The organism is Streptomyces sp. DSM 40868 (assembly GCF_011820545.1).
In the GTDB taxonomy this organism is placed as follows: Bacteria; Actinomycetota; Actinomycetes; order Streptomycetales; family Streptomycetaceae; genus Streptomyces; species Streptomyces eurythermus.
Map to the genome: position 1 here is coordinate 4,126,206 of NZ_CP050504.1, position 21,282 is coordinate 4,147,487.

20 protein-coding genes and 1 tRNA gene are annotated in these 21,282 nt (G+C 71.3%); 9 read left to right on the forward strand and 12 right to left on the reverse strand.

Annotated elements, in window-relative coordinates; all coding sequences use genetic code 11:
* Nucleotides 1-301: 301 nt before the first annotated feature.
* Nucleotides 302-375 (reverse strand) — tRNA-Thr (locus HB370_RS18650).
* A gap of 207 nt (nucleotides 376-582) precedes the next feature.
* Between HB370_RS18650 and ugpC the strand changes: the two genes are divergently transcribed.
* From ugpC to HB370_RS18665, 3 genes are all read left to right on the forward strand, one after another.
* Nucleotides 583-1,719: a sn-glycerol-3-phosphate ABC transporter ATP-binding protein UgpC gene (gene ugpC / locus HB370_RS18655; protein WP_030779646.1), complete on the forward strand. Its 1,137-nt coding sequence runs from the start codon at nucleotides 583-585 to the stop codon at nucleotides 1,717-1,719.
* Between the two features lie 180 nt (nucleotides 1,720-1,899).
* Nucleotides 1,900-2,361, forward strand: coding sequence for a hypothetical protein (locus HB370_RS18660; protein WP_030779650.1), 462 nt, complete (start codon nucleotides 1,900-1,902; stop codon nucleotides 2,359-2,361).
* Nucleotides 2,362-2,487: 126 nt separating this feature from the next.
* Nucleotides 2,488-3,219, forward strand: coding sequence for a nucleotidyltransferase family protein (locus HB370_RS18665; RefSeq protein WP_030779653.1), 732 nt, complete (start codon nucleotides 2,488-2,490; stop codon nucleotides 3,217-3,219).
* Between the two features lie 80 nt (nucleotides 3,220-3,299).
* Here HB370_RS18665 and HB370_RS18670 read toward each other — a convergent pair whose 3' ends face one another.
* The 7 genes from HB370_RS18670 to HB370_RS18700 all read right to left on the reverse strand — a co-directional run bounded on the left by HB370_RS18670 (nucleotide 3,300) and on the right by HB370_RS18700 (nucleotide 10,118).
* On the reverse strand, nucleotides 3,300-4,991 hold the full coding sequence (locus HB370_RS18670) for a DoxX family protein (RefSeq protein ID WP_208974415.1): 1,692 nt from the start codon (nucleotides 4,989-4,991) through the stop codon (nucleotides 3,300-3,302).
* 149 nt (nucleotides 4,992-5,140) lie between these two features.
* On the reverse strand, nucleotides 5,141-6,082 hold the full coding sequence (gene rlmB / locus HB370_RS18675; protein WP_030779658.1) for a 23S rRNA (guanosine(2251)-2'-O)-methyltransferase RlmB: 942 nt from the start codon (nucleotides 6,080-6,082) through the stop codon (nucleotides 5,141-5,143).
* Between the two features lie 88 nt (nucleotides 6,083-6,170).
* Nucleotides 6,171-7,574: a cysteine--tRNA ligase gene (cysS, locus tag HB370_RS18680; RefSeq protein WP_030779661.1), complete on the reverse strand. Its 1,404-nt coding sequence runs from the start codon at nucleotides 7,572-7,574 to the stop codon at nucleotides 6,171-6,173.
* A 58-nt stretch (nucleotides 7,575-7,632) separates the two neighbouring features.
* Nucleotides 7,633-8,037 (reverse strand): PPOX class F420-dependent oxidoreductase, encoded by a 405-nt coding sequence (locus HB370_RS18685; RefSeq protein WP_030779664.1) that lies wholly within the window; start codon nucleotides 8,035-8,037, stop codon nucleotides 7,633-7,635.
* A gap of 57 nt (nucleotides 8,038-8,094) precedes the next feature.
* Nucleotides 8,095-8,589: a 2-C-methyl-D-erythritol 2,4-cyclodiphosphate synthase gene (gene ispF, locus HB370_RS18690; protein ID WP_030779667.1), complete on the reverse strand. Its 495-nt coding sequence runs from the start codon at nucleotides 8,587-8,589 to the stop codon at nucleotides 8,095-8,097.
* The gene (gene ispD / locus HB370_RS18695; RefSeq protein ID WP_030779669.1) at nucleotides 8,579-9,355 is read right to left on the reverse strand and encodes a 2-C-methyl-D-erythritol 4-phosphate cytidylyltransferase; all 777 of its coding nucleotides are present in this window, start codon (nucleotides 9,353-9,355) and stop codon (nucleotides 8,579-8,581) included. Before ispD ends, ispF begins: the two co-directional genes overlap by 11 nt.
* 280 nt (nucleotides 9,356-9,635) lie before the next feature.
* The gene (locus HB370_RS18700; RefSeq protein ID WP_003953493.1) at nucleotides 9,636-10,118 is read right to left on the reverse strand and encodes a CarD family transcriptional regulator; all 483 of its coding nucleotides are present in this window, start codon (nucleotides 10,116-10,118) and stop codon (nucleotides 9,636-9,638) included.
* Nucleotides 10,119-10,733: 615 nt separating this feature from the next.
* Here HB370_RS18700 and HB370_RS18710 point away from each other — a divergent pair.
* Nucleotides 10,734-11,438, forward strand: a complete 705-nt coding sequence (locus tag HB370_RS18710; protein ID WP_030779672.1) for a hypothetical protein — start codon at nucleotides 10,734-10,736, stop codon at nucleotides 11,436-11,438.
* Nucleotides 11,439-11,580: 142 nt separating this feature from the next.
* Here HB370_RS18710 and HB370_RS18715 read toward each other — a convergent pair whose 3' ends face one another.
* Nucleotides 11,581-12,261 carry a response regulator transcription factor gene (locus HB370_RS18715; RefSeq protein ID WP_030612283.1) on the reverse strand — a complete coding sequence of 227 codons (681 nt, stop codon included), beginning with the start codon at nucleotides 12,259-12,261 and terminating at the stop codon, nucleotides 11,581-11,583.
* Nucleotides 12,258-13,553: an ATP-binding protein gene (locus tag HB370_RS18720; RefSeq protein WP_030779676.1), complete on the reverse strand. Its 1,296-nt coding sequence runs from the start codon at nucleotides 13,551-13,553 to the stop codon at nucleotides 12,258-12,260. The genes HB370_RS18715 and HB370_RS18720 overlap by 4 nt, the downstream gene beginning before the upstream one ends.
* 238 nt (nucleotides 13,554-13,791) lie before the next feature.
* Here HB370_RS18720 and phoU point away from each other — a divergent pair, with 238 nt between their 5' ends.
* Nucleotides 13,792-14,481, forward strand: a complete 690-nt coding sequence (gene phoU / locus HB370_RS18725) for a phosphate signaling complex protein PhoU (protein WP_030779678.1) — start codon at nucleotides 13,792-13,794, stop codon at nucleotides 14,479-14,481.
* Nucleotides 14,482-14,912: 431 nt separating this feature from the next.
* Complete coding sequence (locus HB370_RS18730) at nucleotides 14,913-15,161, forward strand: SCO4226 family nickel-binding protein (protein ID WP_030779681.1); 249 nt, start codon at nucleotides 14,913-14,915, stop codon at nucleotides 15,159-15,161.
* Nucleotides 15,162-15,171: 10 nt separating this feature from the next.
* Here HB370_RS18730 and HB370_RS18735 read toward each other — a convergent pair whose 3' ends face one another.
* Nucleotides 15,172-15,624 carry a nuclear transport factor 2 family protein gene (locus tag HB370_RS18735; protein ID WP_030779684.1) on the reverse strand — a complete coding sequence of 151 codons (453 nt, stop codon included), beginning with the start codon at nucleotides 15,622-15,624 and terminating at the stop codon, nucleotides 15,172-15,174.
* 181 nt (nucleotides 15,625-15,805) lie between these two features.
* Complete coding sequence (locus tag HB370_RS18740) at nucleotides 15,806-16,831, reverse strand: transcriptional regulator (RefSeq protein ID WP_106980614.1); 1,026 nt, start codon at nucleotides 16,829-16,831, stop codon at nucleotides 15,806-15,808.
* A 654-nt stretch (nucleotides 16,832-17,485) separates the two neighbouring features.
* Between HB370_RS18740 and HB370_RS18745 the strand changes: the two genes are divergently transcribed.
* From HB370_RS18745 to fabG, 3 genes are read left to right on the forward strand one after another with little or no spacing between them, the layout of a single operon-like run.
* Entirely contained in the window at nucleotides 17,486-19,393 is a 1,908-nt protein-coding gene (locus HB370_RS18745) for a nucleotidyltransferase domain-containing protein (RefSeq protein WP_030779688.1), read from the forward strand.
* On the forward strand, nucleotides 19,390-20,502 hold the full coding sequence (locus tag HB370_RS18750) for a hypothetical protein (protein WP_157855552.1): 1,113 nt from the start codon (nucleotides 19,390-19,392) through the stop codon (nucleotides 20,500-20,502). The genes HB370_RS18745 and HB370_RS18750 overlap by 4 nt, the downstream gene beginning before the upstream one ends.
* Complete coding sequence (gene fabG / locus HB370_RS18755; RefSeq protein ID WP_051815514.1) at nucleotides 20,483-21,274, forward strand: 3-oxoacyl-ACP reductase FabG; 792 nt, start codon at nucleotides 20,483-20,485, stop codon at nucleotides 21,272-21,274. Before HB370_RS18750 ends, fabG begins: the two co-directional genes overlap by 20 nt.
* Nucleotides 21,275-21,282 lie beyond the last annotated feature (8 nt).

Below are 21,282 nucleotides of genomic sequence, written 5' to 3' on the forward strand. Positions count from 1 at the left end.
GTCTTCCCCGCGTGTGCCGAAGTCACAGCAGGATGGACGCGACCGCCGGCTCCCGGACGCCGGCCGGACAGCATGGGGGCTGGAGCAGCGGGGACTTCGCCGTCCACATCCGTGGCGGGCGTTCGTGCCACTGGGTACGGTCCACCGGGCCCGGCCCGCGACCGCCGTCGTCCAGGCCGGCCGGGACCTGGTGACGCGGTCGCACACGCACCGCTCACACAAACGGCCCCGGACGCGGAGTCCGAGGGCCGAGTGAAGCGCCTCCCTGGGAAGAAACCACAGGTCAACACGGCGTTCGAAGAGCCCCCTGTCGGATTCGAACCGACGACCTTCGCTTTACAAGAGCGGCGCTCTGACCAGCTGAGCTAAGGAGGCGCGCACCTGGGTGCTCGTGCAGTGTACCCAGGTCTGGCGGTGGGCCTGTCGAAAATTTCCGCGAAGTTCACCGGGGCCGGGGTACTGACAGGGCCGGTGATCGCCAGGTAGCGTCTCGGTCCAGTTCACCCCGGTGGACTACACCAACCACCTTCCTACAACGGATCGTCCGGCACGTTCCTGCCGGTAGAAGGGGGCCCATTCACCATGGCCACAGTCACGTTCGACAAGGCGACCCGGATCTACCCGGGTTCCGACAAGCCCGCCGTCGACGCACTCGACATCGCGATCGAGGACGGCGAGTTCCTCGTCCTGGTCGGCCCGTCCGGTTGCGGCAAGTCCACCTCCCTGCGGATGCTCGCGGGCCTGGAGGACGTCAACGGCGGCGCCATCCGCATCGGTGACCGCGACGTCACGCACCTGCCGCCCAAGGACCGGGACATCGCCATGGTGTTCCAGAACTACGCCCTCTACCCGCACATGACGGTCGCCGACAACATGGGCTTCGCGCTCAAGATCGCCGGCGTGCCGAAGGCGGAGATCCGGCAGAAGGTCGAGGAGGCCGCGAAGATCCTCGACCTGACCCAGTACCTGGACCGCAAGCCGAAGGCGCTCTCCGGCGGTCAGCGCCAGCGTGTCGCCATGGGCCGCGCGATCGTGCGCGAGCCCCAGGTCTTCCTCATGGACGAGCCGCTGTCCAACCTGGACGCCAAGCTCCGCGTCTCCACCCGTACGCAGATCGCCTCGCTCCAGCGCCGGCTCGGCATCACCACCGTCTACGTCACCCACGACCAGGTCGAGGCCATGACGATGGGCGACCGGGTGGCGGTCCTCAAGGACGGTCTGCTCCAGCAGGTGGACTCGCCTCGCAACATGTACGACAGGCCCGCGAACCTCTTCGTCGCCGGCTTCATCGGCTCCCCCGCCATGAACCTGGTCGAGGTCCCGATCACCGACGGCGGCGTGAAGTTCGGCAACAGCGTCGTCCCGGTCAACCGGGAGGCCCTGAAGGCCGCCGCCGACAAGGGCGACCGTACGGTCACCGTCGGCGTCCGTCCCGAGCACTTCGACGTGGTCGAGCTGAACGGCGGCGCCGCCGCGTCCCTGTCGAAGGACTCCGCCGACGCCCCGGCCGGCCTCGCCGTGTCGGTCAACGTCGTCGAGGAGCTGGGCGCCGACGGCTACGTCTACGGCTCCGCGGAGGTCGGCGGCGAGGACAAGGAGCTGGTCGTCCGCGTCAACGGCCGGCAGATCCCGGAGAAGGGCTCCACGCTGCACGTCGTGCCGCGCCCGGGCGAGATCCACGTGTTCTCCACGACCACCGGCGAGCGGCTGTCCGACTGACGGCCCACGGCACCGGGAAGGGCTCCGCACGCTCGGCGTGCGGAGCCCTTCGCATGGGGCGGACCTGGCGGTCCCCGGCGGGTGGTTCGTCAACCCGCTACCCGGAAATCCCCGCCTTCTCATCCCCCAAAGGAGTGACGCAGTGTCTCCTTGTCGTTACCGGGCGCTACCCTCACACGCGTGAAGCACTCCACCACCCCACAGACGCGACGCGGCCACCGGGGCGGCCCTGCCCGCCGGATCGGCCGTACTCTCGCCCTCGTCCTGCCCGTCTTCATGGTGCTCTCCGGGACCCTCGCGGTCACCCGGGTCAACTGGACGGGCAGCCCCGCCGACTCGGTGCTGGCCGCCTCCGACGTGACATCGGCGGCGATCCCCGCCCGGGCGGCCGCCCGCGCGCCCGAGGAGGTGCTCCGCGAGCAGCTCATGAGCGAACTCCAGCACAAGGACCCCGGCGCGGTGCTCACCCACCTCCAGCGGGCCGTCAACGGACGCCCCTCGCTCGCCCGGCACTGCTCCTCCATCGCCCGCACCCTCGGCACGGCCGCGGTGCGCATCTACGGCGCCTCCCGCGCCCAGTCCTACGCCCGCCCCGTGTGCGACACGTCCTTCGCCACGGGCGTCCTGGCAGCACACAGCTGACCCGCACCACCGCGCGTACACCCGCGCACACCCAGGCGTATCCGACCGACCCGGCCGGCCGGCAGCGGCTCCGCGCGGGCCGCTGCCGCCGCCACACCGCGCCGGGGCGCCACGTACAGTGCGGTCATGACCCATCCGAGCGCCGCGTCGCGCCCCACTCAAGCCGTGGTCCTGGCCGGTGGCCAGGGCTCGCGGCTGCGTCCGTACACCGACGACCGGCCCAAGCCGATGGTCGAGATCCCCGGCACGGGCACGCCGATCATCGGCCACCAGCTCACCTGGCTCGCCGAGGAGGGTGTCACGGACGTGGTCGTCTCGTGCGGCCACCTCGCCGACGTCCTGCAGAAGTGGCTGGACTCGGCCGACCTGCCCGTCTCCGTCACCACCGTCGTGGAGAACGAGCCCCTCGGCCGCGGCGGCGGCCTGCGCTACGCCGCCGCGCATCTGCCCCACCCCGACCGGCCCTGGTACGCCACCAACGGTGACATCTGGACCCGGTTCTCGCTGCGGGACATGGCCGACTTCCACACCGAGCGGGACGCCGTCGCCACCCTCGCGCTGGCCCGGCCGCGCATTCCCTGGGGCGCGGTGCAGACCGACGGGTTCGGGCACATCACCGACTTCATCGAGGCACCACCGTCCACGTTCGAGATCAACGCGGGCGTGTACGTGTTCTCCCCGGAGTTCGCCGCGCTGCTGCCGGAGCGCGGGGACCACGAGCGCACGACGTTCCCCCGCCTGGCCCGGGAGCACAAGCTGGCCGGGTTCCCCATCCCGCAGGGGGCGTACTGGCGGGCCATCGACACGGCGAAGGACCTGACCGAGGCGGCCAAGGAGCTGGCGGCACTGAGCCGGTAGACCGCCCGGCGAACCCGCTGCCACCCATACGGCGAAGGGGCCCTGTACCTCCCCGGTACAGGGCCCCTTCGTCGTCTCCGTCAGCCCAGCAGGCCGCCCACCAGGCCCGGCTGGCCGGTGGCCGTGCTGCCACCGCCGTCCGACGTGCTGCCGGTGGTGCCGCCGCCGGTCGACGCCGTGCCTCCGGTGCCGGTCGTACCGCCCGTGCTGGTCGGGCCCGCCGTGGTGCTGGGGGCGCCGCCCGTCGGCGCGGACCGGCGGGGCGGGACCTGGCCCGTGGTGCCCGTGGTCTGCGTCGGGGCCGCGGTGGTGGCTCCGGCGGTGGCACGGCTGGTGCCGGGCGGGGTCGCCGCTCCGGACGGGCTCGTGCCGGCCGTGGCGCCCTCCGTCGGCGCGGCGGAGGGCGACGCGGTCTTCTTGGGCCGCTTGCCGGGCTCCTGCGGGAGCGGGGAGCCGGGCAGGTGGTTGCGGGGGGCCTCGCCGGGACCGGGGACGACCACGCGCCCGGAGTCGCGGACCGCGCCGCCCAGCAGGGAGCCGATCAGCAGGGTCAGGCCGACGGTGACCGCCGTGATCAGCGCGCCCCGGCGCAGCACGTAGCGGCGCAGTTCCCAGATGTCGGAGCGCGGGCCGAGCCGCCGCCAGGCGCTGCCCGCGAGCCGGCCGTCCACGGAGTACACGGGGGCGCCGGCGATGATCAGCGGGGACCAGGCGGCCAGGTAGATGATGTCCGGGGCGTCGTAGGCCGGGACCGTCTTCCAGCTGACGGTGACGATCAGGGCGGCCGAGAGCAGCGCGCCGACGACCGCGGCCACGCGCTGCCAGCAGCCCAGGATGGTCAGGACGCCGACGACGACCTGGAGGAAGGCGATCACCAGACCGGAGCCGACCGGGTGCTGGAGGGCGAACTGGCGCAGCGGCTCGGCCACGTCCCACGGGTGCAGGGTGTTGAGCCACTTCACCATGGAGCCGCGCTCGCCGCCGTCGAAGTAGACGGGGTCGCACAGCTTGCCCATGCCGGCGTAGATGGAGATGAAGCCCAGGAAGATCCGCAGCGGAAGCAGGACCACGCCCAGGTTCATCCGGCGGCCGGGGTAGTAGGCGTGCCGGGACGGGTCGTCGCCCTGGCGGCGGGAGGGGCGGGGGCCGTCGGCGTCCTCGTCGTAGCCGGGGTCCGCCGGGTACGTCTCGTACGCCCCGGTGTCGGCCTCAAGGTCGTCCGGGGGGTCGTAGGCGCCGGTGACCGTGCGCATGTGCGGCAGCAGACGGGGGGCGCCGGCGGCGTCCGGAGCAGTGCGCTGATGGCCCACGACCGGGGTCTCGACGGTCTGGTCGAGTTCGGTGTAGGTGTCGGCGTAGCCGGTCTGGACGCGCGGGATGACCTGGGTGGCGCCGGCCTCGGGCTCGTCGGCGTGGCGGACGCTGCTGCCCCGCACGGCCTGGAGGAGCCGGTGGGCGCCGGTGTCGTCGGGGGCCGACCGGCCGCTCCAGACGACGGGGCGGCGGCGGCCCGAGGCGTCGGCCGCCCGGCCCGCCGGGCCCAGGACCGGCTTGCGGGCGGCCCCCTGGCCGGTGGCGTGCAGATGCCGGGTGATCCGGGGGGACTGGGTGCCCTTGGCCGACGCGCCCAACTGCACGCGGAAGCTGGCGTGATTGACGATGACCTGCGCCGGATCGCTCGGCACCTTCACCATGCTCAGCGCGGGAGCGTCGTCGAAGCCCGACGAGCGGTCCCCCGTGGGTGTGCGGGGTGTTCTGGTGTCCACACTCATCTAACCGAGTGACGTGGTGTTAGGACACTGCTTTGACCGCCCGGATGTGTCCGGACCCCGTCAAAGCCGTGCCCACCGCCGTACGGCCACCCGAATCACCCCGCAAGGGTGAGGCCCTGGACGGGTGTTCAGCCCGCCCGGGCCGTCGGTCAGCTCCGCCTGCGCGCGGCCTCGTAGAGCACGATCCCGGCCGCCACGCCCGCGTTGAGCGACTCCGCGCCGCCCGGCATCGGGATGCGCACCCGGTAGTCGCAGGTCTCGCCGACCAGGCGGGACAGGCCCTTGCCCTCGCTGCCGACCACGATGGCCACCGGGCCCGCGAGGGCCTCCAGCTCGCCGAGTTCGACCTCGCCGTCCGCCGCCAGGCCGACCACCGTGAGGCCGGCCTTCTTGTAGGCCTCCAGGGTCCGGGTGAGGTTGGTGGCACGGGCGACCGGCGTCCGGGCCGCCGTACCGGCGGAGGTCTTCCAGGCGCCTGCGGTCATGCCGGCCGAGCGGCGCTCGGGGACGACCACGCCGTGGCCGCCGAAGGCGGAGACCGAGCGGACGACGGCGCCGAGGTTGCGCGGGTCGGTGACCCCGTCCAGGGCGACGACCAGCGGGTCCTCGCCCTCCTCGGCGGCGGCGTCGAGGAGGTCCTCCGGGTGCGCGTACTCGTACGGCGGGACCTGGAGGACCAGGCCCTGGTGGTTGAGGCCGTTGGTCATGCGGTCCAGCTCGGGACGCGGGGCCTCCATGAGGTTGATGCCGCCGCGCTCGGCGGCGAGCTGGAGGGCCTCGCGGACGCGCTCGTCGTTGTCGATGAACTGCTGGACGTAGAGCGTGGAGGCGGGGACGCCCTCGCGGAGCGCCTCCACCACCGGGTTGCGGCCGACGACCAGTTCGGAGGTCGACCGGCCGGCGCCCCGGCGCTGCGGCGTGCGGCTCTGCGCGCGGCGGGCCTTGGCCGCGGCGGCGCGCTGCTTGGCGTGTCCCTTGCGCATCTCGGCGGGCGGGGTCGGGCCCTTCCCTTCCAGGCCCCGGCGCCGCTTGCCGCCGCTGCCGACCTGCGCGCCCTTCTTGCCGGACATGCGGCGGTTGTTCGCGGCCATGAGTTACCTGTCTCCGTGAGGCGTCGTACGTACGTCTTATGCAGTGTGCCGCCCGGAGGGCCGGGCGGCACAGTCGATCAGTCGCGGGTCAGCGCGCGCCGAGGCTCCAGCGCGGGCCCTGGGGGCTGTCCTCGATGACCAGCCCGGAGTCCTTGAGCTGGTCGCGGATGGCGTCGGCGGTGGCCCAGTCCTTGCGGGCGCGGGCCGACTCGCGCTGGTCGAGGACCAGGCGGACGAGGCTGTCGACCACGCCCTGGAGGTCCTCGCCCCGGTCGCCGCTCTCGCCGGCCCAGTGGGCGTCGAGCGGGTCGAGCCCGAGGACGCCGAGCATGGCCCGCACCTCGGCGAGCCGGGCGACGGCGGCGTCCTTGTCGTCGGCGGCGAGGGCGCTGTTGCCCTGCCGGACGGTGGTGTGCACGACGGCGAGGGCCTGCGGGACGCCCAGGTCGTCGTCCATCGCCTCGGCGAAGGCGGGCGGGACCTCGGCGGCCGGCTCGACGGTCTTGCCGGCCAGCTCGGTGACCCGCTGGACGAAGCCCTCGATCCGCGCGAACGCGGACTCGGCCTCGCGCAGGGACTCCTCGCTGTACTCGATCATCGAGCGGTAGTGCGGGGTGCCCAGGTAGTAGCGCAGCACGATCGGGCGCCACTGCTTGACCATCTCGCTGACCAGGACGCTGTTGCCGAGCGACTTGGACATCTTGTCGCCGGCCATGGTGACCCAGGCGTTGTGCACCCAGTACCGGGCGAACTCGTCGCCGTAGGCCTTGGCCTGGGCGATCTCGTTCTCGTGGTGCGGGAAGATCAGGTCGAGGCCGCCGCCGTGGATGTCGAAGGCGCTGCCCAGGTACTTGTGGGCCATCGCCGAGCACTCCAGGTGCCAGCCGGGGCGGCCCGGGCCCCACGGGGTCGGCCAGCTCGGCTCGCCGGGCTTGACCGCCTTCCACAGGGCGAAGTCGCGCGGGTCCCGCTTGCCGGTCTCGCCCTCGCCGGACGGCTGGAGCAGGTTGTCCAGCTCCTGCCGGGACAGCTCTAGGTACTGAGGGAAGGAGCGGACGTCGAAGTAGACGTTGCCGTCGGCCGCGTAGGCGTGCCCGCGGTCGATGAGGCCCCGCATCATCTCGGTCATCTCGGTGATGTGACCGGTGGCGCGGGGCTCGTAGGTCGGCGGGAGGCAGCCGAGGGCGGTGTAGCCCTCGTTGAAGGCGCGCTCGTTCTCGTACCCGATCGACCACCAGGGCCGGTTCTGCTCGTGGCTCTTGGTGATGATCTTGTCGTCGATGTCGGTGACGTTGCGGATGAACGTCACCTCGTAGCCGCGGTAGGCGAACCAGCGGCGCATGATGTCGAAGTTGAGGCCCGAGCGGATGTGGCCGATGTGAGGGGCCGCCTGCACGGTGGCGCCACACAGGTAGATCGAGACACAGCCCGGCTTGAGCGGGGTGAAGTCACGGATCTGCCGGGCGCTGGTGTCGTACAGGCGAATAGTCACCACTCCAGAGTAGTGGGCGCGGGAGAGTGCCTCACGCCCTTCTCCTGGATGCGTGATCTCAGAGGCGGCCGACGACCTTCCGCGGCGTGATCCGTACGACGACCCGCTGGGCGTCGTCCTTCGACGCCGGGTTGAAGTCCGCGTAGTCCTTGCCGGTGTACTTGCGGCTCAGTTCGTCGATGAGTTCCTGGCCGCCCTCGGTCGTGATCTGCGCGGTGCCGCGGATCTCGGCGTACGTGTACGGCGCGTCGAAGGGCTGGAGCAGGACCGTCACACGGGGGTCGCGGCGCAGGTTCCGCTCCTTCCGACGGCCGACCGTCGTGGAGAAGAGGATGTCGTCGCCGTCCCGCGCCACCCAGACGGGGGAAAGCTGCGGGCTGCCGTCGGGCTGGATGGTGGCGACGGTGACGAACACCGGGGTGTCGAGCCGGGACTTGAGCTCGTCGGACAGTGCGACGGACATGGGTACCCTCCGGAGTCCAGGGATGACTGGTGATCGTGAGGGTACCCTCGCACGCCGTCAGCGCACCCGCACCACCAGGGCCGTCGCCACCGCCATCAGCCCCTCGTCGCGGCCGGGAAAGCCCAGGCCGTCGGTGGTGGCGCCGGACACCGACACGGGGGCGCCGGCCGCCTCGGAGAGGATCTTCTGGGCCTCGTCACGGCGCTTGCCGATCTTCGGGCGGGGGCCGATCACCTGCACCGCGATGTTGCCGACGGCGAAGCCGGCCGCGCGCACGATCCGGGCGGCCTCGGTGAGCAGGGTGACGCCGGAGGCGCCGGACCACTCGGGGCGGCCGGTGCCGAAGTGCTGCCCCAGGTCACCGAGCCCGGCGGCGGAGAACAGCGCGTTGCAGGCCGCGTGGGCGACCACGTCGGCGTCGGAGTGGCCGGCCAGTCCGGGCCCCTCCCCCTCCCACTTCAGGCCCGCGCACCACAGCTCGCGGCCCTCCTCGAAGGCGTGGATGTCGGTGCCGATGCCGACCTGGGGAAGCGGCGGTGCCTCAGAAGCCATCGGTGAGCCTCCTGCGGGCCAGTACGGCCTCGGCGAGGACCAGGTCCAGCGGGCGGGTGACCTTGAACGCCTCCTCGTGACCGGGGACGGCCACGACCGTGAGGCCCAGCTGCTCGACCATGCTCGCGTCGTCGGTGACGTTCTCGGTGACGGTCTCGTGGGCGCGGACCAGGGCCGCCCGGTCGAAGCCCTGCGGGGTCTGGACGGCGCGCAGCCGGGCCCGCTCGGGGGTGGCGACGACCGGCTCCGGGTCGCCGGCCGCGGCGGCGGGCTCGACCTCCTTGACCGTGTCGGCCAGCGGCAGCGCGGGCACCACGGCGGGGGCGCCGTCGCGTACGGCCTCCACGACCGCGTCGACCGTCTCGACCGGGACCAGCGGACGGGCCGCGTCGTGGACCAGGACGACGCCGTACTGCGGCGGCAGGGCGTCCAGGCCGAGCCGGACCGACTCCTGCCGGGACTCGCCGCCGGGGACGACCAGGAAGTCCGTCCTCCCCCAGCTACCGCTGGGGGTACCCCCAGGCAGCGCGTGCGCGTCGAGCAGCGACTTGACCTCGGCGGCGCCGTCCGGCGGGGCCACCACGATCACCAGGGAGACATGGCGGGACGCGGCGAGGGCGCGGACCGCGTGGATGAGCATGGGTGTGCCGCTCAGCGCGCGGAGCGCCTTGGGGGCGCCCGGACCGAGGCGCACGCCCCGGCCGGCGGCGGGAATCACGGCGGCGACGGGGGTCTGCGCGGGCGTGGGGCGCGATTCGTCAGACATCGGTTCCTGTCAGGTTTGTGTGCTCGACCTACGTGGGTATGGCCTTCAGGAGTGCCGGGCGCGACGCCTTGACCGGACCCTTTCCGTGACCCTGGTCGAGCCATCCGCCCGGGCCCGGCACGCCGAGTATCGGGGGGTCGCACCACAGGCTTCCCGGGGTACGCCCCGCAGGGGACGAACATGCCGCAGCGCCCGGCGACAGGGTCAGTGTCAACGGGCACCGCGGCATTTCACTGCTGTGCTGGGCGTGCCGGAAGCGATGGTTCGCTGCCTCTGCGCGTCAGGAGGCGAGCACCTCGTCGAGCAGGGCCTCGGCCTTGTCCTCGTTCGTGTTCTCCGCGAGCGCCAGCTCGCTCACCAGGATCTGGCGAGCCTTGGCGAGCATGCGCTTCTCACCGGCGGACAGTCCGCGCTCACGCTCGCGACGCCACAGGTCGCGCACGACCTCGGCGACCTTGATGACATCGCCGGAGGCGAGCTTCTCCAGGTTTGCCTTGTAGCGACGGGACCAGTTCGTGGGCTCCTCGGCATACGGCGCGCGCAGCACCTCGAAGACCCGGTCCAGTCCGTCCTGACCGACCACATCACGCACGCCGACGAACTCCGCATTGTCCGCTGGCACACGTACCGTCAGGTCACCCTGGGCGACCTTCAGCACCAAGTAGGTCTTGTCCACGCCTTTGATCTGGCGAGTTTCGATGGCCTCGATCAGCGCGGCCCCGTGATGGGGATAGACCACGGTGTCGCCAACCTTGAACGTCATGTGACAGGTACCCCTTCCGTGGCTATCCAGGGTAACACGGATACGGCGTCTTCTGAATGGCGTTTTCGCAGGTCAGGGCATATCTCAGGGCTTGACAACAGCAACCGGGACGTGCTGCGAGGGTCTCGCGGAAGCGGGTATTCGCAGGTGGGAGGGGCTCTTCGGGCGAGGTGAAACGCGTACGTTACACGCCCCGGGAGGCCGCTCCAAGTGGCAGAACATCCCGGTTTGTCCGCCCTCGGGAGTGCGACTTCCGCTACTCCGTTCGGTGCCCACAGGTGGATGTGAGACGAATCCGAAATTGATCACCGGCAGCCGGACGGGCACGCCGTGATCAATTTCGGGGGCATGGCGCATTCCATCACGGAAATTTCGCGGCGGTCGCCGAGAGGCGGACACCGTCGCGTTATACGAATGGCAGACGAGCGCCTTCGCAATGTGACCGGCAGGTCGCTTGGGCCCGCCGAGGTACCCCCACCTGGAGGGATGGACGGTGCTTGGGGGAGGGTCGGGTGCGGTGGCCCGGGAACGGCTCGGTAGCCTAAGGCCGCTGACAGACACTTAGGGCGGCTTTATAAGGGGAGCCGCCCGCGCGTTCAAGGAGTTGCCGCCGCCGTGAGCAGCAGCCTTCGACGCGGCGCCCTCGCCGCCTCCGCCATCGTCTTCTCGATCGCCTCGCTCGCCGCCTGCGGCGCCGGCAATGACTCGCAGACCCTGGAGATCAAGCCGGACAACGCGGCGACCAGCGTCGGCGCCATCAAGATCCAGAACGCCTTGGTCATCACCCAGCCCGACCTGAAGTCGACGGGTCCCGCGGTGATCTCCGCGACCCTGTTCAACTCGGGCGACACCGCCGAGACCCTGGAGTCCGTGACCCTCGAGGGCAGCGGCACGTCCGCCGACCTCAAGCCCGCCAAGGGCAAGAACGTGACCGTCCCCGCGGGCGGCACGCTGGTCCTCGGCGGCAAGGGCAACGCCACCGCGACGCTGCCCAGCGGCCGCGAGGCCGTCAAGGACGGCGACGCCCAGAAGGTCACCTTCACCTTCAGCAAGACCGGCAAGGTGAGCCTGAGCGCCTTCGTGGTCCCGGCCACCAGCTACTTCGACAAGTGGGGCCCGGCTCAGGTCCCGTCCGGCAAGGCGTCGGCGCCGGCGTCGCCGACCAAGTCCGGCGCGCCGGGCGCGAACCCGTCGGCGAGCGGCAAGCCCGAGGAGGGCGGCGAGCCGGTGAAGAGCGGCGAGCCGACCCCGTCGGACCACGCTTCCGGTGAGGCCGTCACCCCGAGCGACTCGGCCTCGCAGTCTGCCGCCGGTCACTGACCGCCGTAGCCACACCGCCGAGCCGACGGCCGCCGCAGGGCACACCGCCGAGCCGACATGACGCCGAAGGGCGGCACCCCGTATCCCGGGGGTGCCGCCCTTCGGCGTGGCTGTGGACCTGTGGCTGTGGACCGCTCGCGGCCTACGGCTCGAACTTGTAGCCCAGCCCGCGCACCGTCACCAGGTAGCGCGGCGCGCCCGGGTCCGGCTCGATCTTGGCGCGCAGGCGCTTGACGTGGACGTCCAGCGTCTTGGTGTCGCCCACGTAGTCGGCGCCCCAGACGCGGTCGATGAGCTGCATGCGGGTGAGCACCCGGCCCGCGTTGCGCAGCAGCATCTCCAGCAGGTCGAACTCCTTCAGCGGAAGGTCGACCTTGGAGCCGGCGACGGTGACCACGTGGCGGTCGACGTCCATGCGGACCGGGCCCGCCTCCAGGGCGGCCGGGGCGACCTCCTCCGGCTCCCCGCGCCGGCGCAGCACCGCGCGGATGCGGGCGACCAGCTCCCGGGAGGAGAACGGCTTGGTGACGTAGTCGTCGGCTCCTATTTCGAGACCGACGACCTTGTCGATCTCGCTGTCCTTCGCGGTCACCATGATCACGGGGACGTTGGAACGGCCGCGCAGTTGGCGGCAGACCTCGGTGCCGGGCAGGCCCGGCAGCATCAGGTCGAGGAGGACCAGATCGGCGCCGTTGCGCTCGAACTCGTCCAGACCGTCGGGACCGGTCGCCGCGACGGCGACCTCGAAGCCCTCCTTGCGGAGCATGTACGACAGGGCGTCGGAGAAGGACTCCTCGTCCTCGACGACGAGCACACGGGTCACGGAAGGACCTCCGGGGCGGGAAGCGAAGCGTACGGGGATGAGTCGGTGGGGCCGGCCTCGTCGTCGAGGCCGGGGTGCTGCTGTGCGCGGTCGCGGGCCGCGCCCGCCTCCGGCAGCCTGAGGGTGAAGGTGGAGCCCTGGCCCTCGGCGCTCCAGACCGTGACCTCCCCGCCGTGCGAGGCGACCACGTGCTTGACGATCGCGAGACCGAGACCGGTGCCGCCGGTGGCGCGGGAGCGGGCCGGGTCGACCCGGTAGAAGCGCTCGAAGATGCGCTCCTTGTCCTTGTCGGAGATGCCGATGCCCTGGTCGGTGACGGCCAGCTCGATCATGTCGCCACCGGGCGCGGAGACCCTGCGGGCGGCTATGCCGACGCGGGTGCGGGCCGGGGAGTAGTTGACGGCGTTCTCGACCAGGTTGCCGAGGGCGGCGGCCAGCTGTCCGCGGTTGCCCCAGACGTGCAGGTCGGCGGCGTCGCCCTCGCGTCGCCCGCCCTGGTCGGTCCCGTCGGGCGACCACACGTTCGAAGCCATCGTGATCTGCTTGGTGCCCGCCTGGTGGCGGCAGCGGTCGATGGCCTCGGCGACCAGCTCGTCCACGCGGACGGGCTCGGCGTCCTCCAGCGGGTCGTCGTTCTGCACCCGGGAGAGGTCGATCAGCTCCTGGACCAGGTTGGTCAGGCGGGTCGCCTCGATCTGCATCCGGCCGGCGAAGCGCTGTACGGCCTCGGGGTCGTCGGAGGCGTCCATGACGGCCTCGGAGAGAAGGGAGAGCGCGCCGACGGGCGTCTTCAGCTCATGGCTGACGTTCGCCACGAAGTCGCGTCGTACCGCCTCGATCCTGCGGGCCTCCGTCAGGTCCTCGACCAGCAGCAGGACCAGGCGGGAGCCGAGCGGGGCCACGCGCGCGGAGACTGCGAGGGCCTCGCCGCGTCCGGTGCCGCGCCGGGGGAGATCCAGTTCGACCTGGCGTATCTCCCCGTCCCTGCGGGTGTCCCGGGCCATCTGGAGCATGGGCTCCACCGAGAGCGTGCCGCCGCGCACCAGCCCGAGGGCGTACGCGGCGGAGCTGGCCTTGACGACGGCGTCGGCCTCGTCGAGGACCACGGCGGAGGAGCGCAGCACCGACAGCACGGTGTCCACGCCGGGCGGGAGTACGGGATCGGTATGCAAAGAAGTCCTGGTCGGTCGCTTCTGGTCGCGTTCGCTCCAGCGGAACGCCAGCATGGCGATGACGCCGGTGAGCACCCCGGCGATCGCTGCCGCTGCGGCGACCGCCGCGTTCACGTCCATGGCTCCAGGTTAGGCATGGGGTACGACATGCCCACAGCCGTCCGGGTGCGACCTCGAACACTCGTCGCCCAGAGTTCACCTTGGAGCCAGCATTGGTTCATTTGGGGTGGCGGAAAAGGACGCGTACGGGGCACAGCGTGGAACGTGGGGCACGTACCGCCGGTTTCGCCAGGGGGCGCACGTGTGATGTGACGGCCCCCGAGATCCCCGGACGACCACGCACGAGAGGGAACCCACAATGCGGGACGCGTACCACGAGGAACTGGACTCGATCGGCGACGGACTGGTGGAGATGGCCCGGCTGGTCGGGTCGGCCATCGGGCGCGCCACGACCGCGATGCTCGACGCGGATCTGAAGCTGGCCGAGAGCGTGATCGAGGCCGACCAGAAGGTGGACGAGCTCCAGCACGACCTGGAGGCCCGGGCGATAGCCCTGCTGGCCCGGCAGCAGCCGGTGGCCACGGACCTGCGGATAGTCGTCACGTCGCTGCGGATGTCCGCCGACCTGGAACGCTCCGGCGACCTCGCCCAGCACGTGGCGAAGCTGGCGCGGCTGCGGTTCCCGCAGCGGGCGGTCCCGCAGGACCTGCACGCCACCATCCTGGAGATGGGCCAGCTCGCGCAGCGCCTGATGGCGAAGGCGGCCGAGGTGATCGTGACCAAGGACGTCGACCTCGCCCTCCAGCTGGAGCAGGACGACGACGAGATGGACCTGCTGCACCGCACCCTCTTCCAGCACCTCATCGACGACCGCTGGAAGCACGGCATCGAGACGGCGGTCGACGTCACCCTGCTGGGCCGCTACTACGAGCGGTACGCCGACCACGCGGTGGCCGTGGCCAAGCGGGTGGTGTACCTGGTGACCGGCGAGCACGCGGACGAGCTGCAGCCGGACATCCAGGCGGTCACGGGGGTGGAGGGGGCGTAGCCCTCCGGCGGTTCCGCAGGGGTTCGGGGCCTGCGCGTGGACGGAGGGCCGGCGTGGCCGAACGCCTCCGTGCGCCGTTGATGCGCCCGGCCGAATGGGCATGAAATGGGCGAGGGCATCCCTGCCCCGAGGTATTAGGAGGGGACCCATGGCCGAATCCCTTGGCAGCACCACGCCCGACCCCACGCAGGAGCGCGAGACCGAGCAGCCCGCCGAGATCAGGAGCCTTCCGCTGGTAGCCGCTTGCGGCTGCGGGTCGGGCTGCGGCTGTGGGTGCCAGTCGGGCAACCCCTGCCAGTGCGGCTGAACGACGACCGGGGCCGGCGCGAACACGCTTCGCGCCGGCCCTCCGCCGCTCCGGGTGCCCACCCCGCCGGCGAGGCGCAGCATGGAGATGCGGGGAGCGTCCGGTCGTAAGGAGGCGCGGGATCATGGCCAGGTTCATGGACATCCACCGCGGCATGCAGGGCATCACGGCCGACCAGCTGATGGCGGCCCACCAGGCCGACCTCGCCATCGAGCAGGAGGAGTCGGTCCACTTCGAACACGCGTGGGCGGACCCGGAGTCCGGCACGGTCTACTGCCTCTCCGAGGCCCCGTCGGCCGAGGCGGTCCAACGCGTCCACGAACGCGCGGGGCACCGGGCGGACGAGGTACATCCGGTGCCGTTCGAGGTCTGACCCCGTCGTCTCACTGATCCGGGGCGCATGCCTCGGCGATCGACAGACTGTTCTCGTAGAGATGGTGCCGAACGATCCGCCCGCCCTCGACGGTGAGCCGCAACGCGAACGGCCCCGCGAAGGCCTTGCCCGTGGCGCGTACGGTCCCCGACACATGCCCCATGAGCACGGCATCGGCACCATCGACAAGAAAGGCGTCGACGGAGGCACGCGCGTCCTCGGGCACGGTGTACTCCATCAACTCCGAGAACTGAGCGGCACACTCGACCCCGGTGGACCTCGGCCGGATCCAGGGGACGCCCGGATTCTCGGCGAGCATCCAGTCGACTTCGTCGGCGAACAGCTCCACGAGTCGCGCGGTGTCTCCGGCGAGGCGGGCGGCGAGGAACTCCTGCACGACGGCCCGGGTGGTCTCGGCAACGGCATCTGCACGTGCCGTGGTGACGCTGGACTGGTCGGACATGAAGCTCTCCTCACGACTGCGGGGCCGGCTCCCTATGGGGGTTCCTGCCGATGGGCTCGACCTTGCCAGGGGTGGAGCGGGACGGTCGATTACCCAGCAGGTAATGACGCCGACCGAGTTCGTCGCAGATGTCCGCCCCTGGGCGAACGACTCCTGGCGGAAGGCGTTGCGGACGTCTCTCTCAGCCGGCGATGCGGGCCGCCCGCTCACGAAGCTCCTCGGCTTCTGGGACTCCGCTGTACCGGCGCAGGCGTACGCGCATGTCCCGGAGTGCGGCCTGGACCTTCACGGAGCGGATGCCGTCGGCGCAGTCGAGGAAGTCGCGCCAAGTGGCCAGGGCGCCGTCGACGTCGCCTTGGCGGAGGCGGACGCCGCCGAGGTCGGCGAGGACGATGGCGCGGGTGCGGCGGCGGTCGAGGCCGTGGATGTCGAGGGCGAGGTGTAGGTGTTCCTCGGCGGCGGCGAGGTCGCCGAGGCGGGCGAGGATCATGCCGGATTCGTGGGCCCAGCGGCCGGGGGAGTAGTGGGCGGCCCACGAGTCACCGGGTGCGGCGGCCTGCTTGCCGATGGCGGTCTCGGACAGGGCGAGGTGTTTGGTGGCCGTGCGGCGGTCGTCGTCCTGGGCGGCGGCGTTGGCGAGGGTGGCCTCGTAGTAGGCGACGGCGCGCGGGTTGTCCAGGTTGCGGCCGTAGTCGACACAGGCTTCGCCAAGCTGGACGGCTTCGGCCCGGTAACCGAGGTCGACGCACTGTACGGCGAGGCCGCGGAGGGCCGTCGCCGACAGTTCCGGGTCTCCAGCTTCGGCGGCCAAGCGGTAGGAGTGGGCGTAGTAGCGCTGGGCGAGTCCGCGGAGTTCGGGGGTGTCGCCTTCGTCCTGGGTCATCCAGCCGGCGAGGTGGACGAGCTGGGAGGTGGCGGCGAACAGGTCGCGGCCGGTGGCTTCGGTGAAGCGGCCCTCCAGCCAGGGGGCGACGTCCTGGGTGAGGTAACGGACGGCCAGGTGGCGGGCGTGGCCGCCGCCGAGTTCGGAGGCGGAGTCGCCGAGGGCCTTGACCATGTGGCGTACGGCAGCCACCTCGCCCTGGCCGACGCGGACGGCTCCGGGAAGAGCGGTCTTGGTCCGCCGCGTGATGCTGTCCATGTCGGGCAGCCCGAGTGCGGACAGCGCGTATCCGCTGGAGGCGAGGATGAACTCCCGACGTTCCACGTCGCTCCTTCCCAGATGCAGGACTGATGCCACGGTATCCGTGTGAAGGGCTGCAGGCGCGGGCTCCGGAAGGTTGATCGCCTCGGGGTCCAGCCCTAACACCTGCGCGATATAAGGCCACCAGTGTCCAGGGGTCCGTTCGCCCTCCATCCACCGTCGGGCGTGCTGACGCTGCAAGCGGCGCGGGTCACCGCACTCGGCGAGGCCGAGTGCGCGTGCCAACTCCGAAGGCCCCCAGCCACGTTCCTGGCAGGCTCGCTTGATCAGTTCCGCGACGGCCGGGTTCCTAGGCACCCCGTCACCCTCCCCACCTGGATTACGCGGGATTACGCAGGACTACATCCTGGGCCCTGTCCCGGGAGTACGGACCGCCGTTCACTGAACATCACCCCGCAGACCTCCGAATTGCTCGAACGGGTCCCGTTCAGCGTGGTGTTGGCGCCTGCCCGGACACGTGAGAGGAACCGACGGTGGCAATGCCCACGAACAGCGCACGAACCCGTGTGATCCCGCTCCCCCGACGGCCTCCGATAAGCACGCCGGCCCGCCGCTCTGCCCGCCCCGACCGGGCCGGAGCTCCATCCCCATCTCGCCGCAGGTCGTCACCGGCTCTTCGCTGGCGTACCCGCAGCGCATCACAGTGAAGGGAAGCCGATGTCCATTCCGCCCAACAGCGACACGTATCCCCTCCCCGTGTCGGTCGCGTTCAGCGGCCCCGACAACACCGGGAAGACCAAGCAGATCGGAATCCTCGCCCGACGCATGGGCCCGGCCGCGACCTCCGCAGGCCCGCTCGACCACTACGACCCGCGCTGGGCCGCCATCAAGGCTGGCGGCATGGCCCGCTGGTGGTTCGAGACCGGACCCGTCGAGGAGGTGGCCGACGTCCTCGCCACCTCCTACCTCGAACGCTCCCGGCACCCCTTCTCCGGGCCGGTGCGTCTGCTGGACCGGGGCATCCCGATGCTGGAGGCATCCGTCGCCGCGACGGCCGCCGTACGGGAGGACCTGGGTGCCGAGCAGGCCGCGGACCGGGCCCGGCACCTGCTGTCCTCGTACGAGACCGACCTGCGGGCCGCCGAAGAGGGCGAGCACGCCCTCGTCCTCCTGCACTGCGACGACCCGGAGGAAGGCACCCGCCGGAGCCTGGCCCACGAGGTCACCGTCACCAAGATCTACACGGCGTACCAGCGCCGGCTCCACGAGCAGATCAACCGGCTCGTCGACGACGGCCGCTTTCCGATGGCGATCCGCATCGGCGACCGGCCCACCGTCGCCGTCCAGGACGAGGTGCGTCGGCTTCTGGCGCCCCTGCACCCGAAGGTGCCCGGCAGGGCCTTGGCCGGAGTGCACGTCACCGCGCTGGGCGGCATGTCGGAGAGCGGCAAGAGCACGGCCGGCGAGTACCTGCGCACCCAGCACGGCCACGCCCGGCTCAAGGTCGGGTACCTCATCGAGGATGCGGCCGGCCGGGCCGGGAATCACGACCCGTACCGGCTCGGGCCGGTCGTGCAGGCCGAGCTGATCGTGGACGCCCTGGACCGCTACTGCCAGGCCCACCACTTCCTCGACTCCGTCAGCATCGAGTCATTGCACGACTTCGATTCGACCGCCGAACTCGCTCGGATGCTCGGACCACAGCTCACCATCGTCTACCTGGACGCCTCCGAGGCCACGCGCACGCGTCGGGGCACCGCCGGGGCCTTGGACGTCGTCGACCGGGACCTCGTCAAGGCCGCACGGGGTGCGGACAAGATCGTCTCCCTCACCCACGAGGTCATCGCCAACGACGGTCCGCGCTTGAAGCTGGAGCGGCGGCTGGACCGCATCGTGCTCAACCGCCGCTGGCCGGAGCACCAGCCCTCCACCATGCCGGTCAACGCGCTCGGGCTCCCCGTCAACCTGGAGTCGTACCTGGCCGAGTTCCTCGACCGCACCACCGGACTGCGCCCGCTGATCGACCTGCTGGTCGTCACCGGAAGCGGCGCCCGGGGCAAATACCAGCACGGCTGGAGCGACCTCGACGTCCTGGTCGTCGCCGACACCTCCTCCCTCGACGAGCTGCGCCAGATCCTCGCGGACCTGGAGGCGGAACTCGGCGGAGTCAAGCTGGGCATGACCGTGCTGACCCGGGCCGAGTGCCGTGCCGGCGCTGTCACCTCCCGGCTCCTCCACGTCCTTGCTCTCATCGGCAGCGGGGTGCTGGTCCCCCTGTGGGCCACCCCCGGGCTGGCCCTGCCCGCTCCGGACGCCGCCACCGACATCACCGCCAGCCTGCGCGACGGCATCCAGGCCGCCATCGAGATCCGCCGCCAGCTCCTTAAGGGAACCCCCGACCTCCGCGCCCTCTACAAGGTCGCCGCGCTCCTCGCGAAGATCCAGCTTCGGTTCAGCGGAATCGAATGCCCCTCCGACAGCGACGCCCTCACTGTCCTCCTCGACGCCACGCGGCACGACACGAGCCTGGTCGTCACCGCCCGTACCGACCGGCCCGCCGCCGAAACGCTCGCCCGTCTCGTTCTCCAGGCTTGGCTGGACACCCTCCCCGAGGAGACGCGGTGAGCACTCGACGGTTTTCGACGACAGCGGGCGTCTTCCACAAGCCGGTGGCGACCCGTGAACGGGCCGAAGCCGAGGCGAAGGGATGGGCACGGCTTGCCTCCCGTATCGCGGTCCCGGCTCTTCACGGGCAGATCGCACTTCCGGACAGCCAGCTCCTCGCCTACGAGGACGTCTTCGCTACCGGTCGGTGCGAGCTACTCATGGGCGACGTGATCGCGCTCGCCGACCGCGATCCGGCCGTGCAGCCCCGCCTGGACCGCCTCGTGGACGGCGTCTGCGCCGATCTGCGGGCGGCGGCCGAGGAGACCGGAGAGACCGTGCCGCTGGCCGAGTGCGTCCCGGACCTCTACCTCGACCGCATTCGCCCCGGTGGCCGCCTGGACCGCTGGTACCTGCTCCGGGATCTGCCGTTCGCTCTGCCCCACACCGGTACGGTCCTCACCCTGCGGGAACTGGCCGATTTCACACTCACCGCCAACGGCAGGCCATTGACGCTGAACGTCGCTGACACCATCGAGCGCCTCCGTGATGCCCTGGCGCCTGACCGTCGACGGCGCACTGGCCTGACGCAGGGCGACCCGACGGAACCGAACATCGCCGACCCGCTGTGTTGGCTCGACTTCGACTTCGCCGGCCGTAACACCGTCGCGGGTGAGGCCGCGAACCTGCTCTGGTACCTGATGGGGTTGGGCGGCTGGCTCGTCCCCCGCTACCAGCCCGACGTGTACGCCCGCACCCTCCGCCTCGCCTTGTCTCCCCGGTCAGGCCCGCGCATCGATCACCTGGAACTGCACTGGAGCAGTCGGCACATCGATGTCCGGTACTCCTGGCACACCGGCCCCGGCCGCACCGCGGCCCTCACCCGCGCCCTGGACGGCCTTCTCAGGGGGAACGGCAGCGGCTTGGAGGAGGTCCGTGCCTTCCTCGCCCTGCGCATCCTCGGCGTCATCCCGCCCGCCCGGCTGACCGGACACGACCTTCTGCTCGTCTTGGTCAAACTCGCCGAGAGCCAGCACCCCCACACGACGCTCGACACCTTCTTCACCACCACACCGGCCCCTCACCCCGGCCCCGGCGAACGGAGCGGTGATGTCCCTGCACCTGCTTGAGACCCCTCTCCAGACCCGGCCGCTCCAGGGCCGCAACGCCCTCGTCACCGGCGGCGCCACCGGCATCGGCGCCGAGATCGGGCGGGCGCTCGCGGCCGCCGGGGCGACCGTCGCGGTCAACCACCTCGGCCGGGACCCTGAGGCCCACGCCCTTCTCGCCGCCTTCGAGCGCGCGGGCAGCCCCGGGATCTCGGTCAACGCCGACCTGACCGACCCGGGCTCCGTCCGGACCATGGCCGACCGCGTCCGCGACGAGATCGGCCCCGTCGACATCCTGGTGAACAACGCCGGCGCCTACCCCCGTGTCGCCTGGCAGGACACCGACGAGACCGCCTGGCACTACTCCCTCGACGTGAACCTCACCGCCCACTACCGCACCTGTCACGCACTCACCCTCGACATGATCGAACGCCGCTGGGGCCGGATCGTGAACATCGGCAGCGTCAACGCCCGCGCCGGCCGGACAGACCTCGTCGCGTACAGCACCGCGAAGGCCGGACTGATCGGCCTGACCCGCTCCCTCGCCCGCGAACTGGGCCCTTACGGGATCTGCGTCAACACGGTCATGCCCGGAGCCATCCAGGTCGAGGCCGAGAACGCCCTTCCCGCACAGCACCGTGCGCGGCCGGAGGACCAGATCAAGCGCCAGTGCGTCCCGCGCCGTGGTCGGCCCGAGGACGTCGCAGCCCTGGTGGCGTTTCTCGTGGGTCCCTCCGCCTCGTTCATCACCGGGCAGTCTGTCCACGTCGACGGCGGCTGGCTGCTCCACTGAGACCGACA

What these genes read in the sequence shown, in the direction of transcription:
- ugpC (WP_030779646.1), top strand. Translation starts at nt 583, where the DNA reads ATGGCCACAGTCACGTTCGACAAGGCGACCCGGATCTACCCGGGTTCC.
- HB370_RS18665 (WP_030779653.1), top strand. Translation starts at nt 2,488, where the DNA reads ATGACCCATCCGAGCGCCGCGTCGCGCCCCACTCAAGCCGTGGTCCTG.
- HB370_RS18670 (WP_208974415.1), bottom strand. Translation starts at nt 4,991, where the DNA reads ATGAGTGTGGACACCAGAACACCCCGCACACCCACGGGGGACCGCTCG.
- rlmB (WP_030779658.1), bottom strand. Translation starts at nt 6,082, where the DNA reads ATGGCCGCGAACAACCGCCGCATGTCCGGCAAGAAGGGCGCGCAGGTC.
- HB370_RS18685 (WP_030779664.1), bottom strand. Translation starts at nt 8,037, where the DNA reads ATGTCCGTCGCACTGTCCGACGAGCTCAAGTCCCGGCTCGACACCCCG.
- ispF (WP_030779667.1), bottom strand. Translation starts at nt 8,589, where the DNA reads ATGGCTTCTGAGGCACCGCCGCTTCCCCAGGTCGGCATCGGCACCGAC.
- ispD (WP_030779669.1), bottom strand. Translation starts at nt 9,355, where the DNA reads ATGTCTGACGAATCGCGCCCCACGCCCGCGCAGACCCCCGTCGCCGCC.
- HB370_RS18700 (WP_003953493.1), bottom strand. Translation starts at nt 10,118, where the DNA reads ATGACGTTCAAGGTTGGCGACACCGTGGTCTATCCCCATCACGGGGCC.
- HB370_RS18720 (WP_030779676.1), bottom strand. Translation starts at nt 13,553, where the DNA reads ATGGACGTGAACGCGGCGGTCGCCGCAGCGGCAGCGATCGCCGGGGTG.
- phoU (WP_030779678.1), top strand. Translation starts at nt 13,792, where the DNA reads ATGCGGGACGCGTACCACGAGGAACTGGACTCGATCGGCGACGGACTG.
- HB370_RS18730 (WP_030779681.1), top strand. Translation starts at nt 14,913, where the DNA reads ATGGCCAGGTTCATGGACATCCACCGCGGCATGCAGGGCATCACGGCC.
- HB370_RS18735 (WP_030779684.1), bottom strand. Translation starts at nt 15,624, where the DNA reads ATGTCCGACCAGTCCAGCGTCACCACGGCACGTGCAGATGCCGTTGCC.
- HB370_RS18745 (WP_030779688.1), top strand. Translation starts at nt 17,486, where the DNA reads ATGTCCATTCCGCCCAACAGCGACACGTATCCCCTCCCCGTGTCGGTC.
- fabG (WP_051815514.1), top strand. Translation starts at nt 20,483, where the DNA reads ATGTCCCTGCACCTGCTTGAGACCCCTCTCCAGACCCGGCCGCTCCAG.